A 14,287-nucleotide genomic window follows, 5' to 3' on the forward strand; every position below is an offset into this window, starting at 1 on the left:
GCCCCACGGTTGTCAGTTCGGGCCGGAGCATCGATACCGGCTAGAAGGCTTCCTCGCCGCGGGCGGTCAACACCTCTACGCCATCAGCGGTGACCGCCATGGTGTGCTCCCATTGTGCCGACAGGCGCCCATCGCGTGTTTCCACGGTCCAGCCGTCAGGTTTAAGCTTGGTCTGCGCCTTGCCGGCATTGATCATGGGCTCGATGGTGAAGGTCATGCCCTCCTGTAACTCCATCCCGGTATTGGGTCTCCCGTAGTGGAGCACCTGCGGCTCCTCGTGAAATACCGTGCCAATCCCGTGGCCGCAGTACTCCCTGACCACGGAATAGTAGTTTTTTTGCGCATGCTGCTGGATAGCGTGGCCGATATCCCCCAGGCGCGCGCCGGGCCGTACCAGCTCTATGCCCTTGTACATGCATTCCTGGGTGACCTTTACCAGCCGCTCGGCGTGGCTGGCGACCTTGCCCACCAGAAACATCTTGCTGGTGTCGCCGTGATACCCCTGGTAGATAACGGTGACATCGATATTGATGATATCGCCGTCCTTCAACACCTTCTTCTCCGAGGGGATGCCGTGGCACACCACCTGGTTGATAGAGGTGCAGATAGACTTGGGGAAGCCCTTGTAGTTCAGGCAGGCGGGTATGGCGTGCTGTACCTCGGTAATATGCTGGTGACAGATACGATCGAGTTCGGCGGTGGTGACGCCCGGGCGCACGTGGTCGCCGATCAGCTCCAGCACTTCGGCCGCCATGCGGCCGGCAACACGCATTTTTTCGATATCGGCCGGGGTTTTGATGGTTACTGTCATAAAATTCTGGGTATCGCGGGCCCGTTACAGCGGGCGATGGGTTGAGAGCGCGCATTGTAAACCAAGCAGCGGCCCGGCGGCAGCTTTTCGGGCTGGCAAAGCCGATGAAATGCGGTTGAAGACGCACGCTCGATTATGGTATAAAGCGCCGCGCCTGGCTATTAGCATCCAGGGCCGGCGTAACTACTGTCCGGTCAGCGCCTTGCTGTCTACCGACACAGCCGTCAAACAGCTGTTGAGCGCGTAAATAGCCGGCTTGCCGGACAGATACTATATACAAACACACAAACGTCACACATATACCGGCACATTTGCCTGGGTGCCCGGGTTGGGCCGGCCGCTTCGACGGTCGCCGCACGGGTTGGTCAATGGGGTATATGGAGGCTTAACCCGGAACAAGGAACAATTATGCCTACTGTAAGCATGCGCGATATGCTGCAGGCTGGTGTGCACTTTGGCCACCAGACCCGCTACTGGAACCCGAAGATGGGGCAATTCATCTTTGGCGCCCGCAACAAGATTCACATTATCAACCTCGAGCACACGGTACCCGCGTTCAACGATGCGTTGAGTGTGGTGGTGAAGATGGCGTCGCAGAAGAAGAAGGTGCTGTTTGTCGGCACCAAGCGCGCCGCTCAAAAAACCATCAGGGAGCAGGCCGAGCGCGCCGGTCAGCCCTATGTCAGCCATCGCTGGCTGGGCGGTATGCTGACCAATTACAAGACCATCCGCGCCTCCATCCGCCGCTACCGGGAGCTCGAGGCCCAGAGCCGCGACGGCACTTTCGATAAATTGACCAAGAAAGAAGCCCTGATGCGCACCCGCACCATGGAAAAGCTGGAGCGCTCCATCGGCGGTATCAAGGATATGGGTGGTCTGCCCGATGCGCTGTTTATTGTGGACGTGGAACATGAGCGTATCGCCATTCAGGAAGCCAACAAGCTGGGTATACCGGTGATTGGCGTGGTGGACACCAACAGTGATCCGGTCGGCGTCGACTATATTATCCCCGGCAACGACGACGCTATCCGGGCCATCAAGCTGTATGTGACCGCGGTCGCGGACGCCTGTATCGAAGGCGCGGCCAATGCGCAATCTGCGACACCGAGCAAAGACGAGTTTGTCGAGATTCAGGACGACGAAGCGGCGGCCGAATAGGCGCTGCCCGCCACCTGACGTGTCGATAACATGTTGAGTGCGAGGAAGGGGCTTACCCTGATGGTACTTACTTAAGCAAAAATGTGCCAGTTGATCGGTCTGCCGCTGGGTGGGGCTTTCAGAAACACGCCGTAGACCCCTCCCTGGGGACTTCCCGGCAGCATCCCTGCTGCCGAGAGTTTCTGAAAGCCCCACCCAGCGGCAGACCTACCCGCGATATTCTTAAACCAGTTCTACAGAGAGAGCCCGGGGCCGGACATTGAACTTTTCAGCCGCGGCGCTGAAGCGATTAAATGAGGATAAGCTAATGGCAGCTATTACAGCAGCAATGGTGAAAGAACTGCGCGAGCGCACCAGCCTCGCGATGATGGAGTGTAAAAAAGCCCTGGTCGAAGCCGATGGCGATATTGAACTGGCCATTGAAAACCTGCGCAAGGCCAGCGGCCTGAAGGCGGCGAAGAAAGCCGATCGTACTGCCGCCGATGGCGTGGTGGCGGCCAAGGTGGCGGCCGACGGCAGCTACGGGCTGGTGGCCGAGGTCAACAGCGAAACCGACTTTGTGGCCCGCGACGAAAACTTCCTGGGTTTTGTCGGCAAGGTGGTCGATAAGGCCTTTGCCGACAAGCAGACCGACGTGGCGGCGCTGATGGCCGACGGCCTGGAGGAAGTCCGCCAGGCGCTGGTGCAGAAGATCGGTGAAAACATCAACGTGCGCCGCCTGACGCTGGTCGAGGCGAGCGACGGCGTGGTCGGGGCCTATGTGCATTCCAACAACCGCATTGCCGTGCTGACCCGGCTGCGCGGCGGCAACGCCGAACTGGCCCGGGATATCGCCATGCATGTGGCCGCAGTCAACCCGCAGGTGGTCAAGCCCGAACAGATGCCCGAGGACGTGCTGAACAAGGAAAAGGAAATCATCAAGGCGCAGCCGGATATGGAAGGTAAGCCGGCGGAGATCGTCGAGAAGATGATGGGGGGGCGGATCAAGAAGTTCCTGAAGGAAAACAGCCTGACCGAGCAGCCGTTTGTGAAGGACCCGGATGTGACCGTCGGCGGCCTGGCCAAGCAAGCCGACGCCGAGGTGGAGGACTTTGTCCGCTACGAGGTCGGTGAGGGCATTGAGGTGGCAGAGGTCGATTTTGCTGCTGAGGTGGCGGCTCAGGTCAACGCGTCGAAGTAAGGTTACGGCTAAACCACAGCTCAGGTACATTCTTAGGTACAACAGCCAAGTTACCGCGAAGCCGATAACGAACCACAAAGCGGGCGCCGGATGGCATCTGAAACCGCTGGCGTCGCACCGACCCCAGATCTGAACGCCGCTCGATAAGGCGCGCGGCTGCAGGCTGCGAACTGACAACCCGGGGTGAGGCCCACTCGCTGTCAACCCGGGTAAAAAGGCGGGACTGCATCTCCCGCCTTTTTACTGTTAAACTGCTGCGGATTTGCAGCCGGCGCCACTGGGGAGACCTCTACATGCCAACCACGCGGGACAAGAAGTACAAGCGGATACTGCTCAAGCTCAGTGGCGAAGAGCTGATGGGGGAAGAGGGCTTCGGCATCGACCCCAAGGTGCTGGATAAAATGGCGCTGGAGATCGGCCAACTGGTCGGTATCGGCGTGCAGGTGGGGTTGGTGATCGGCGGTGGCAATCTGTTTCGGGGCGCCGCCCTGAGCGCGGCCGGCCTCGACCGCGTGACCGGTGACCATATGGGCATGCTGGCGACAGTGATGAATGCCCTGGCCATGCGCGATGCGCTCGAGCGTTGTAATATCTCCTCACGTGTGATGTCGGCGATTCCCATGAGCGGCATTGTTGAACACTATGACCGCCGCCGCGCCATCCGTTTTCTCGACGGCGGCGAAGTAGTGGTGTTTTCCGCCGGTACCGGCAACCCTTTCTTTACCACTGACTCCGCCGCCTGTTTGCGCGGTATCGAAGTAGACGCCGAATTGGTACTGAAAGCCACCAAGGTCGACGGTGTATACTCGGCCGATCCGATGAAGGACACAACCGCAACCAAATACGACCGCCTGACCTACGATGCAGTGCTGGATAAGAAGCTCGGTGTGATGGACCTCACAGCCATCTGCCTGTGCCGTGAACACGACATGCCGGTACGGGTGTTTCGCATGGACAAAGCCGGCGCGCTGTTGAATATTGTTGTCGGCGGTGACGAGGGCACACTGATCGAAGAGGGCCCTGCCACCACAGAGGACGCGAGCCATGATTAACGAAATCAAACAAGACGCCGAAGAGCGCATGCAGAAAAGCGTCGAGGCGCTGGGCAATAACTTTAATAAAATCCGCACCGGGCGGGCCCATCCGAGTATTCTCGACGGCATTACCGTCAACTATTACGGCAGCGATACGCCGCTGAATCAGGTGGCGAATATTTCCGTGCTGGACGCGCGCACACTGTCCTTGAGCCCCTGGGAAAAGCAGATGGTGCCGGAAATCGAGAAGGCGATTATGAAGTCCGATCTCGGCCTGAATCCGGCCACCACCGGCGAGTTGATTCGCATACCCATGCCACCGCTGACCGAGGAGACGCGCAAGGGCTTTATCAAACAGGCGCGCGCCGAGGCGGAAGGCGCCCGCGTCTCCATCCGCAGTGTGCGTCGCGATGCCATTGCCCACATTAAAGATCTGTTAAAAGAAAAAGAGATCGGTGAAGACGACGAGCGCCGCGCCGAGGACGATATCCAGAAAATCACCGATAAGTTTGTCGCTGAAGTCGATAAGGCGCTGGCGGTGAAGGAAGCTGACCTGATGGAAATCTAAGGGTCCAGCGCGTGGTTGCCGAATCCTCGGCGACCGCGCCGGTGTAGCACGCCGGTGTAGTGAATATGTTTTGTCGGAGTATCAGTCAGTGAGTGCCCAACCCATTCGCCATATTGCCATTATTATGGATGGCAACAACCGTTGGGCCAAGCAAAAGGGGGTGCCGGGGCCTTCGGGTCACAAGGCCGGGGTCGAGCGTATTCGCGACGTGATGCGCTGTTGTCGCGAGCACGAGGTTGAAGTATTGACACTGTTTGCCTTCAGCAGCGAAAACTGGCAGCGCCCGCCGCGGGAAGTGGAGGCGCTGATGGCCCTGTTTCTCACCTATCTCAAACGCGAGTCCAAGCGGCTCAGGAAAGAGGGGGTGCGCCTGCGGGTGATCGGTAATCGCGCCCGCTTCAGCGAGCGCATCCAGCGGGCGATTCGGGAGGCTGAGGATACCGCCGCCGACGGTGATCGCCACCTGGTGATTGCGGCCGACTACGGCGGCCAGTGGGATATTGCCAACGCCGCCAGGCGCCTGGCCGAGCAGGTGCGGGCCGGTGCCCTGGAGCCGGGCGATATCAACGAGGATACCTTGCAGGCGCACATCGCCCTGGCCGATTTGCCCGCCCCGGACCTGTTGATCCGTACCGGCGGCGAGCTGCGTATCAGCAACTTCCTGCTCTGGCAAAGCGCCTACACCGAGCTGTATTTCAGCGATCTCTACTGGCCGGATTTCGATGCCGCCGCGCTGGAGGCGGCGATTGCGGACTTTCGCTGCCGCCAGCGGCGCTTTGGGTTGTCGGGCGAGCAGATAGAGGGCGTCGCCAATGCTTAAGGAACGCCTGGTGACGGCAATACTGCTGGCGCTGGTCTTTCTGGCGGTGCTGTTTTACCTGCCGGTGGGATTGTTTTCGCTGTTTATCATACTCGCGGTGCTGATGGCTGCCTGGGAGTGGGCCAACCTGGCCGGTTTCAGTCGCGTGCCCCAGCGCCTGGCCTACCAGGCGGTAGTGGTGACGCTGTTTGGCTCGGCCATTTATTTCACCGGTTTCAGCGGTGCCTGGATGTTCGACGAGGCGGCGGTGCGCGGCATCCTGGTGGCGAGCTGTATCTGGTGGGCCTTGGCCTTGCTCTGGGTGCAGAGCTACCCGCAGAGCGCGGTGCTGTGGGGCAACCGCTGGCTGCGGGGGTTGATCGGGCTGCTGGTGCTGGTACCCACCGGTGTCGCCTGTGTCTATATTCGTATTCAACCTCAGGGCGCCTGGCTGATTTTGATGGTGGTGGCCATAGTGGTCAGTGCCGACGTGGGTGCCTATTTTTCCGGCAAGGCATTTGGCAAGCACAAACTGGCACCGGCGGTCAGTCCGGGCAAATCCTGGGAGGGTTTTTGGGGTGGTCTGGGTGCTGCCACGGTGCTGGCACTGGTGATTGGCGCCATCACGGGTGGGGCACAATGGTGGGTACCGCTGGCGCTGGTGATTCCCACCAGTCTCGCCTCCGTCCTGGGTGACTTGCTCGAAAGCATGATAAAGCGCCACCGCGGTCTGAAGGACTCCAGTCATATCCTGCCGGGGCATGGCGGCCTGATGGATCGGGTCGACAGCCTGACCGCCGCGGCACCGGTGTTCGCCCTGGGCCTGATGCTGTCGGGTTGGCGACTCTGATGGCAGTCCTGACAAACGCGGCGGTGACAAGGGTAGCGACGGTGATGCAGAGACGGCAGCTATTGCAGGGGCGGCAGTAATGCAGGCGGTGACCATCCTCGGCTCAACCGGCTCCGTTGGCGCCAGCACGCTCGATGTGCTGGCCCGCCATCCCCAGCGCTTTAGTGTCTTTGCTCTGACCGCCAATCGCCAGCACGAGCTGCTGGCCCGCCAGTGCCTGGCGCACCGACCTCGCTACGCTGTGCTCCGGGACGCCACGGCGGCCGCCCGGCTCGCTGAGCAACTGGGCGCCGCCGGCGCCGCCACTGAAGTACTCTGGGGTGAGGACAACCTGGCCCGGGTGGCCGCCGCCGCCGAGGTGGATGCGGTGATGGCGGCCATTGTCGGTGCCGCCGGCCTGCAGCCGACCCTGGCCGCGGTCGCGGCCGGCAAGAAGGTGATGCTGGCCAATAAGGAGGCACTGGTAATGGCCGGTGACCTGTTTATGCAGGCGGTAGCGGAAAGTGGCGCCACCCTGCTGCCGATCGACAGCGAGCACAACGCCATTTTTCAGTGTTTGCCGCGGCCGTTCGACGGTCTCGAGCGGGCCGGCGTCGAGCGCATACTGTTGACCGGCTCGGGCGGACCCTTTCGCACTATTGCCCTGGAGGCCCTGGCGCGGGTAACCCCCGACCAGGCCTGTGCCCACCCCAACTGGTCCATGGGGCGCAAGATTTCGGTGGATTCCGCCACCATGATGAACAAGGGGCTGGAGTTTATAGAGGCCTGCCGCCTGTTTGCCGCGCATCCCCGGCAGATACAAGTCGTCGTGCACCCGCAAAGTGTTATCCATTCCATGGTAGAGTATGTCGACGGTTCGGTACTGGCCCAACTCGGCAATCCGGATATGCGCACCCCGATTGCCCATGCGCTGGCCTGGCCGGAGCGGATGGCGGCGGGTGTCGCCGGACTGGACCTGATTGCCCAGGCCCGGCTCGATTTCGAGGCGCCGGATATGCAGCGCTTCCCCTGCCTGGGGCTGGCAATGGCCGCGGCGGCGGCGGGCGGCACGGCGCCGGCCCTGCTCAACGCCGCCAACGAGGTGGCGGTGGCGGCGTTTCTGCGCGGGCGCCTGCCGTTTGTAAGGATCGCCACGGTCATCGAAGCCGTTTTGGAGCAGGTGCCCACCGCTGAACCTCGCGACCTGAATGTGGTCCAAGACGCGGATCGACAAGCGCGCGAGGCGGCCCTTCGAGTGGTTGAAACATATTGATAAAACAACTAACGGCGCCATCCGGCCAGACCGGTGGACCGCCAAGGTGAGGTATTGAGTGGTATGGATGGGCTGCTGACAATCGTCTGGTTTATCGTCGCCCTGGGTGTTCTGGTGACGTTCCATGAATTTGGCCACTACTATGTCGCCCGGCGATGCGGTGTGCGCGTGTTGCGTTTTTCCGTCGGTTTCGGCAAACCCCTGTTGACTTGGCGCGACCGCCGCGACACGGAATTCGTGCTGGCGGCGATCCCCCTCGGCGGCTACGTCAAAATGCTCGACGAGCGCGAGGGCGAGGTGGCGCCGGAGGATCTCGACCAAGCGTTCACCCGCAAGTCGGTGTGGCAGCGCATCGCCATAGTGGCGGCCGGGCCGATAGCCAATTTCCTGTTGGCGATAGTGCTGTTTTGGGGGCAACTGCTGCCCGGTTCCACCGATGTGATACCGATCGTGGGTGCGGTCGAGACCGGCAGTCTCGCCGAGCAGGCGGGACTGGAGCCGGGGCAGGAGATCCTCGCGGTGGACGGCATGCCGACCCCTACCTGGACCGCCCTTAACCGCCAATTGCTGCAGCGCCTGGGCGAAACCGGCAGCCTGAAATTTACCGTTAAATACCCCGATTCCAATCTTAATTATGAATCCGAGGTCATCCTGGAACAGTGGCTGAGAGGCGCCGAAGAACCGGACCCGATGGCGGGTATCGGCCTGACCTTGCAGCGACCGCCGGTGGTGATCGATACGGTGGAGTCCGACAGTCCGGCCGCCCGCGCCGGTTTACAGCCGCTCGACCGCATCGTGAGTGCAGATGGTAAAACCATGAATACCTGGTCGGACTGGGTGACCTATGTGCGGGCGCACCCGGAGCAGACTATCGACCTGATAGTTGAACGCAGCGGCCGGCAGCTGGCGTTGGCTATTACCCCCGCCGCCGCCGAGGGTGCCGACGGCGAGGCCTTCGGCCGGGTCGGTGTGGGTTTTCGCTGGCCCGAGGAGTTGCTGCGCGAGACCGAGTACACCATTGCCGGTGCCTTTACCCAGGCTGTCGACAAGACCTGGGAAACCAGTGTTTTCGTACTGGCGTCGGTGAAGAAACTGATTCTCGGGCAAATATCCACGAAAAACTTGAGTGGTCCTATTACCATTGCTAAAGTGGCGGGCGCTTCTGCCAAAGCCGGCTGGGTCTATTATCTGGGCTTTTTAGGCCTGCTCAGCGTCAGCCTGGGAGTGTTTAACCTGTTGCCGATCCCGGTGTTGGACGGCGGACATCTGCTGTATTACCTGGTTGAAGCCGTTAAGGGCAGCCCGGTTTCCGAGCGTGTGCAGATGATTGGCTACCAACTCGGCCTGTGCGTGATTGTCGGGGTAATGGTGCTGGCGTTTTACAATGACATCATGCGACTCGGGTAGGCCGGGCGGCCGCTGTAGCGCGACACAACAATAAATGTAGTGGGCAACACCAATTTATAATCTCAGGTAGGATTAGAACAGTCTAATTATGAAGTGTTTCGGGTTATCTCTATTTGCTTGCCGACTGCCGTTGCTGGCGCTGTGGCTGGTGCCGTTACTGGTGCAGGCGCAGGCGTTTCGGGTTCAGGATATTCGCGTCGAAGGGCTGCAACGGGTTTCGGCGGGCACCGTGTTCGCCTCGCTGCCGGTGCAGATTGGCGATACCCTCGACAGCATCTCGATTCAGCAGGCCACCCGGGCGCTGTTCAAGTCCGGTTATTTTGCCGATATTCAAATCGCCCGCGAGGGTGGTGTGCTGATTATTCAGGTGAAAGAGCGCCCCGCCATCAGCGCTATCAGTATTGACGGCAACAAGGCCATCAAAACCGAAGACCTGATGAAAGGGCTTAACGACAATGGCCTGTCGGAGGGGCAGATTTTCAAACGCGCCACCCTGCAGGGCCTGACCCAGGAGTTGCAGCGTCAATATGTAGCGCAGGGGCGCTACGGCGCCTCGGTGGAAACTACCGTGGAGGACCTGCCGCGCAACCAGGTAAAGCTCAATATTGAAGTCGACGAAGGCGAGGTGGCGGCGATCAAGCACATCAATATCGTCGGCAATTCGGCGTTTGATGATGAAGAGCTGCAGGACCTGTTTGAACTCAAATCCACCGGTATGCTCTCGTGGTTGAACGGCAATGACAAGTATGCCCGCGAAAAGCTGTCTGGTGATCTGGAGCGGCTCGAGTCCTATTACCTGGACCGCGGTTACCTGAAGTTCAGTATCGACTCCACCCAGGTATCACTGAGTCCGGATAAAGAATCGGTGTATATCACCGTCAACGTTAGCGAAGGTGATGTGTTCAAGGTCAGCGAAGTCGACCTGGCCGGCGATCCGGTGGTAGGTGAAGACCAGATTCGGCTGCTGGTGTTGATGCGTGAGGGGCAGACGTTTTCCCAGGTGTTGATGACCACGACCTCTGACTATATTACCAAGCGCCTCGGCAACGAAGGCTACACCTTTGCGGAGGTGCGCGGCATACCGGAGCTGAACGAGGAAGACAACACGGTAAAAGTGACCTTTTTTATCGATCCGGGTAAACGTGCTTATGTGCGCCGGATCGAATTTCGCGGCAACACCCGCACCGCCGACAATGTGCTGCGCCGGGAAATGCGCCAGATGGAGGGCGCCTCGGCGTCGTCCTCGCGGATAGAACATTCAAAGGTGCGACTGGAACGCCTGGGCTTTTTCAAGGAAGTGACGGTGGACACGGTGGAGGTGCCGGGCACTTCCGACCAGGTGGATGTGGAATATACGGTCGAAGAGCAGCCCTCGGGCAGCATCGGTGCCAGTCTCGGCTATGCAGACGGTTCCGGCCTGGTGCTCGGTGCCAACGTCACCCAGGACAACTGGTTCGGCAGCGGCAAGCAGGTGGGTTTCTCTATCAGTAACAGCCGCTTCCAGACGGTTTACAGTTTCAACTACACCGATCCCTATTTTACACCCGATGGTGTGAGCCGCGGTTTTAGCGTGTTTTTCCGCGAGCGTGACTTTTCCGAGTTTAACCTCAGTACGTTTACCACCGACTCTTACGGGGCCAGTGTTAATTTTGGCTATCCGATTTCCGATATCGAGCGGCTGGGTTTCAGTTTTGGTTACAACAATATTTCCATTAAAACCGGCGACTTTGCGGTGCAGGAAATCATCGGCTCGCCGCGGTTGGACCCGCGGGTGGAGTTTGCGGTGTTGGAGGAGGAATACCGGGATCGCTGTTTTGACGACAACGGCGCGGCCCAGGAGTGCGATCTCTCCGATGTGCGGCAGTTGGTCTCGGAGCTGCCGGAGAGCGTACTGACGGAAACGTCAGACGGTTTTATCGATGAAAACGGCGATAACTTCAACAGCTATTCCTTCACCTTGTCCTGGGTCCAGTCGACCCTGAACCGCGGGCGCATGGCAACGCGGGGAGCCTCGCAACGCCTGTCGTTGGAAGTTGCTCTGCCGGGCGGCGACCTGGAGTACTACAAGCTCATCTATAACGCCCAGTATTTTCAACCGCTGACGCGCAACCTGACGCTGCGCCTGCGCACGCGGCTGGGCTGGGCCGACTCCTATGGCGCCACCTCGGAGCTGCCGTTTTTCGAACACTTTTACGCCGGTGGCTTCGGCTCGGTGCGCGGCTTCGAACGCAATACCCTGGGGCCGCTCAGCAGCCCGGCGATACGCTATGACCAGCCGGTGGCCTCGGTGCTGACCGCCGATGAAAGTGAGCGCCTGATTCCCACGGATGCGGCTTACCTGATCAACACCAACGGCAAGATCGGCACCGGGACCTTTGGCGACGATGACGATCCCTTCGGTGGCAATGTGCTGGTGGAAGCCGGCGCTGAAATCCTGTTCCCGCTGCCGTTCATCAAAGACCAGCGCTCGCTGCAATCGGCATTTTTCCTCGATGCCGGTAATGTATTCGATACCAATTGCGGCCCCAACCAACTAAATTGTTTTGATGTCGATTTAAACAAGTTGAGCGCTTCAGTGGGTATCGGTGTCAGTTGGATTACCGGCTTCGGGCCCATGACATTCAGCCTGTCCAAGCCCATCAGGGAGAACGAGTTTGATGAAACCAAGGTGTTTGACTTTTCCCTGGGGACAAATTTTTAGGACAACCTGAACCCGTCGAGGGTTATTTTTTCAAGACCTCAATATAGTGGCTTAATGACCGTTAGTTGATAGAGCCGCTTAACACACTCACTCAATAGAGTTGCTTTACAATAACATTGAACGGAGAACACAACGTGCGTATGACGAAAATGATTTTGGTGCTGGTGGCGTTACTGGCCGGCAATTTTGCTGTTGCGGAGGGAAAGGTCGCCGTGTTCGATGCGCAAGCTGCCATGTTCAACACCGATCTGGCTAAGAAGCGCATAGACGAGTATACGAAAAAGCCGGAGATCGCCAGTATGCGAGCCAAGTTCGAGGGCTTGCAGTCGGATTTGCAGAACATGCAGAAAGAGAAGGAAACCAATGGCATGACCTGGTCTCAGGATCAGGCGGCCGAGCATCGCAAACAGGAAGAGTACAAGGCAGCCGACTTACAGCTTCTCGTTAAAAAGCTCAAAGCCGAAGAAAATGCGGCGCTCGGACAGATTCAGCGGGAGTTGGCGCCGAAGGTGCAGACCGCAGTCAACCAGCTTGTCGCCTCCGAGGGTATTGGCCTGTTGTTGCACAAGCGCGCCGCAGTCTATGTCGAGCCGGCTCTCGATATTACCGATAAGATCACTGACAAGTTGAACAAAGCCAAATAAGCCAGGTTTTTGTGGTTACGCCAAACGAGGATAAGCCGGACGGGACGGAGACCGGCAAAGTTGCATCGGGTAAAGTGGAATCGGGTAAAGCTGAATCGGGTAAAGCTGAATCGGGTAAAGCTCAGTCCGATGCAGCCAAGTTGGATGAAGCCTGGCCGAATAAAGTCAAACCCGACAGGGTTATCGGCGGCGACGGTATCGCCGCCTACCGCCTTGACGACCTGGCTCAATACCTGGATGCCACTTTGCTCGGTGACGGCGACTACCCGATTGCCGGCTTGGCCACCCTGCAAAGTGCACAGAGCCGACAACTGTCGTTTCTGGCGAATCCCGTCTATCGCAAGTATCTTTCCCAGTCCCGGGCCGGCGCTGTTATCCTGCGTGCCGATGTGGCTGACGAATTTCCCGGCAACCGCCTGCTGCTGGACAATCCCTATCTCGGCTATGCCCGGGTCTCGGCACTGTTTGACTGTGCGCCGGCTGTAGCGACCGGTATCCATCCGAGTGCCCAGGTCGCCGCCGGTGCCAGCGTTGATGCCAGCGCTTGCATCGGCGCTCAGGCGGTGGTGGAGGACAACGTCGAGATAGGCGCGAATGTCCAGATCGGTGCCGGCTGTTATATCGGTGAGGACTCCGTGATCGGTGCCGGCACGCGGCTCTATGCCGGTGTCTCCATCTATCATGGTGTCAGCCTCGGAAACGGCTGCATAATCCACAGCGGTGCTGTGATAGGTTCCGATGGTTTCGGTATTGTGCCCGCTGGGCCGGAGATGCCGGGATGGGTTAAAATCCACCAACTCGGCGGTGTCGAGGTTGGCGCTGACGTCGAGATTGGAGCCAATACCACCATCGACCGTGGCGCACTCGACAATACGGTTATCAGCCGGGGTGTTAAGCTGGATAACCAGGTGCATATCGCCCACAATGTACGAATTGGCGAAAATACCGCTGTTGCTGGCTGTGTCGGCATTGCGGGGAGCACAACAATTGGGGCAAACTGCACCATTGCCGGCGCGGCGGGCATAATTGGACATTTGTACATTGCGGACAATGTCCACATCACCGCCATGACGCTGGTCACCAAGTCGATCAGAGAGCCGGGGTCCTATTCTTCCGGTACGCCTCTGGCGGCTACCCGGGAGTGGCGCAGAAATGCGGTTCGCTTTGGCCAGTTGGAAAAGATCGCAACGCGACTGAAGCGACTTGAACAACAGTAGTCCCCGGCGTTTAACCCACCGGTTTCCGGGCGGGGTTGACCCGCCAAAAAAATCGTTGCCACAATGATATCGGCTGTTTGGAAGAAGGCGGCGCAGGCGGGTTATGTGGTTATTGAGCACAATTGAATACAGTAGTTAAACAACGTGAGTCAACACAGTTGCGAATACATAACTACGAAGACATTTTTACAATGAGAGCCAGGCTGGGTTTTTAGGGGTCGTCGACCATGATGGATGTAAATGAAGTTCGAGAATACTTGCCGCACCGCTATCCGTTTCTGCTGATCGATAGAGTTGTAGCCCTGAATAAAGGCGAGTCTATTGTCGCTTACAAGAACATTACTGTGAACGAGGCCGTCTTCAACGGACACTTTCCCCAGGCGCCGATTTTTCCCGGCGTGATGATTGTGGAGGCCATGGCCCAGGCAGCCGGCATTCTCGGATTTAAAACGCTGGACAAGAAACCCCAGGACGGGTCCATTTATTTGTTTGCCGGCGCCGACCGGGTGCGCTTTAAACGCCAAGTGGTACCGGGCGACCGCCTGCAGCTGGAGGCCGTGGTGTTATCGGATAAACGCGGCATCTGGAAGTTCGAATGCAAGGCCACGGTCGACGGTGAGCTGGCCGCCTCCGCTACCATTATGTGCGCGGACCGTTCGATTTAAT

The 14,287-nt window shown here is 59.0% G+C and carries 13 protein-coding genes; 12 read left to right on the forward strand and 1 reads right to left on the reverse strand.

Annotated elements, in window-relative coordinates; all coding sequences use genetic code 11:
- Positions 1-40: 40 nt before the first annotated feature.
- A complete protein-coding gene (map, locus tag FKG94_RS02030; RefSeq protein WP_142902499.1) occupies positions 41-811 on the reverse strand; it encodes a type I methionyl aminopeptidase in 771 nt (256 codons plus the stop codon).
- 408 nt (positions 812-1,219) lie between these two features.
- Here map and rpsB point away from each other — a divergent pair, with 408 nt between their 5' ends.
- The 12 genes from rpsB (at position 1,220) to fabZ (ending at position 14,286) form a co-directional block, all read left to right on the forward strand.
- Positions 1,220-1,969, forward strand: coding sequence for a 30S ribosomal protein S2 (rpsB, locus tag FKG94_RS02035; RefSeq protein WP_142902500.1), 750 nt, complete (start codon positions 1,220-1,222; stop codon positions 1,967-1,969).
- A gap of 307 nt (positions 1,970-2,276) precedes the next feature.
- Positions 2,277-3,149: a translation elongation factor Ts gene (gene tsf / locus FKG94_RS02040; RefSeq protein ID WP_142902501.1), complete on the forward strand. Its 873-nt coding sequence runs from the start codon at positions 2,277-2,279 to the stop codon at positions 3,147-3,149.
- A gap of 293 nt (positions 3,150-3,442) precedes the next feature.
- On the forward strand, positions 3,443-4,201 hold the full coding sequence (gene pyrH, locus FKG94_RS02045; RefSeq protein WP_142902502.1) for a UMP kinase: 759 nt from the start codon (positions 3,443-3,445) through the stop codon (positions 4,199-4,201).
- On the forward strand, positions 4,194-4,751 hold the full coding sequence (gene frr, locus FKG94_RS02050; protein WP_142902503.1) for a ribosome recycling factor: 558 nt from the start codon (positions 4,194-4,196) through the stop codon (positions 4,749-4,751). The genes pyrH and frr overlap by 8 nt, the downstream gene beginning before the upstream one ends.
- Positions 4,752-4,839: 88 nt before the next feature.
- Positions 4,840-5,571 carry a polyprenyl diphosphate synthase gene (gene uppS, locus FKG94_RS02055; protein WP_142902504.1) on the forward strand — a complete coding sequence of 244 codons (732 nt, stop codon included), beginning with the start codon at positions 4,840-4,842 and terminating at the stop codon, positions 5,569-5,571.
- A complete protein-coding gene (locus tag FKG94_RS02060) occupies positions 5,564-6,400 on the forward strand; it encodes a phosphatidate cytidylyltransferase (protein WP_142902505.1) in 837 nt (278 codons plus the stop codon). The genes uppS and FKG94_RS02060 overlap by 8 nt, the downstream gene beginning before the upstream one ends.
- A 79-nt stretch (positions 6,401-6,479) precedes the next feature.
- Entirely contained in the window at positions 6,480-7,652 is a 1,173-nt protein-coding gene (gene ispC, locus FKG94_RS02065; protein ID WP_142902506.1) for a 1-deoxy-D-xylulose-5-phosphate reductoisomerase, read from the forward strand.
- A gap of 63 nt (positions 7,653-7,715) precedes the next feature.
- Positions 7,716-9,059, forward strand: coding sequence for an RIP metalloprotease RseP (gene rseP, locus FKG94_RS02070; protein ID WP_142902642.1), 1,344 nt, complete (start codon positions 7,716-7,718; stop codon positions 9,057-9,059).
- Between the two features lie 88 nt (positions 9,060-9,147).
- Positions 9,148-11,760 carry an outer membrane protein assembly factor BamA gene (gene bamA, locus FKG94_RS02075; RefSeq protein WP_142902507.1) on the forward strand — a complete coding sequence of 871 codons (2,613 nt, stop codon included), beginning with the start codon at positions 9,148-9,150 and terminating at the stop codon, positions 11,758-11,760.
- 140 nt (positions 11,761-11,900) lie between these two features.
- On the forward strand, positions 11,901-12,404 hold the full coding sequence (locus tag FKG94_RS02080) for an OmpH/Skp family outer membrane protein (RefSeq protein ID WP_142902508.1): 504 nt from the start codon (positions 11,901-11,903) through the stop codon (positions 12,402-12,404).
- An 11-nt stretch (positions 12,405-12,415) separates the two neighbouring features.
- Entirely contained in the window at positions 12,416-13,621 is a 1,206-nt protein-coding gene (lpxD, locus tag FKG94_RS02085) for a UDP-3-O-(3-hydroxymyristoyl)glucosamine N-acyltransferase (RefSeq protein WP_342779057.1), read from the forward strand.
- Between the two features lie 227 nt (positions 13,622-13,848).
- Positions 13,849-14,286 carry a 3-hydroxyacyl-ACP dehydratase FabZ gene (fabZ, locus tag FKG94_RS02090; RefSeq protein ID WP_142902509.1) on the forward strand — a complete coding sequence of 146 codons (438 nt, stop codon included), beginning with the start codon at positions 13,849-13,851 and terminating at the stop codon, positions 14,284-14,286.
- The last annotated feature ends 1 nt before the right edge of the window (position 14,287 follow it).

The sequence above is a fragment of the Exilibacterium tricleocarpae genome, from assembly GCF_007004655.1.
Classification (GTDB): Bacteria; Pseudomonadota; Gammaproteobacteria; order Pseudomonadales; family Cellvibrionaceae; genus Exilibacterium; species Exilibacterium tricleocarpae.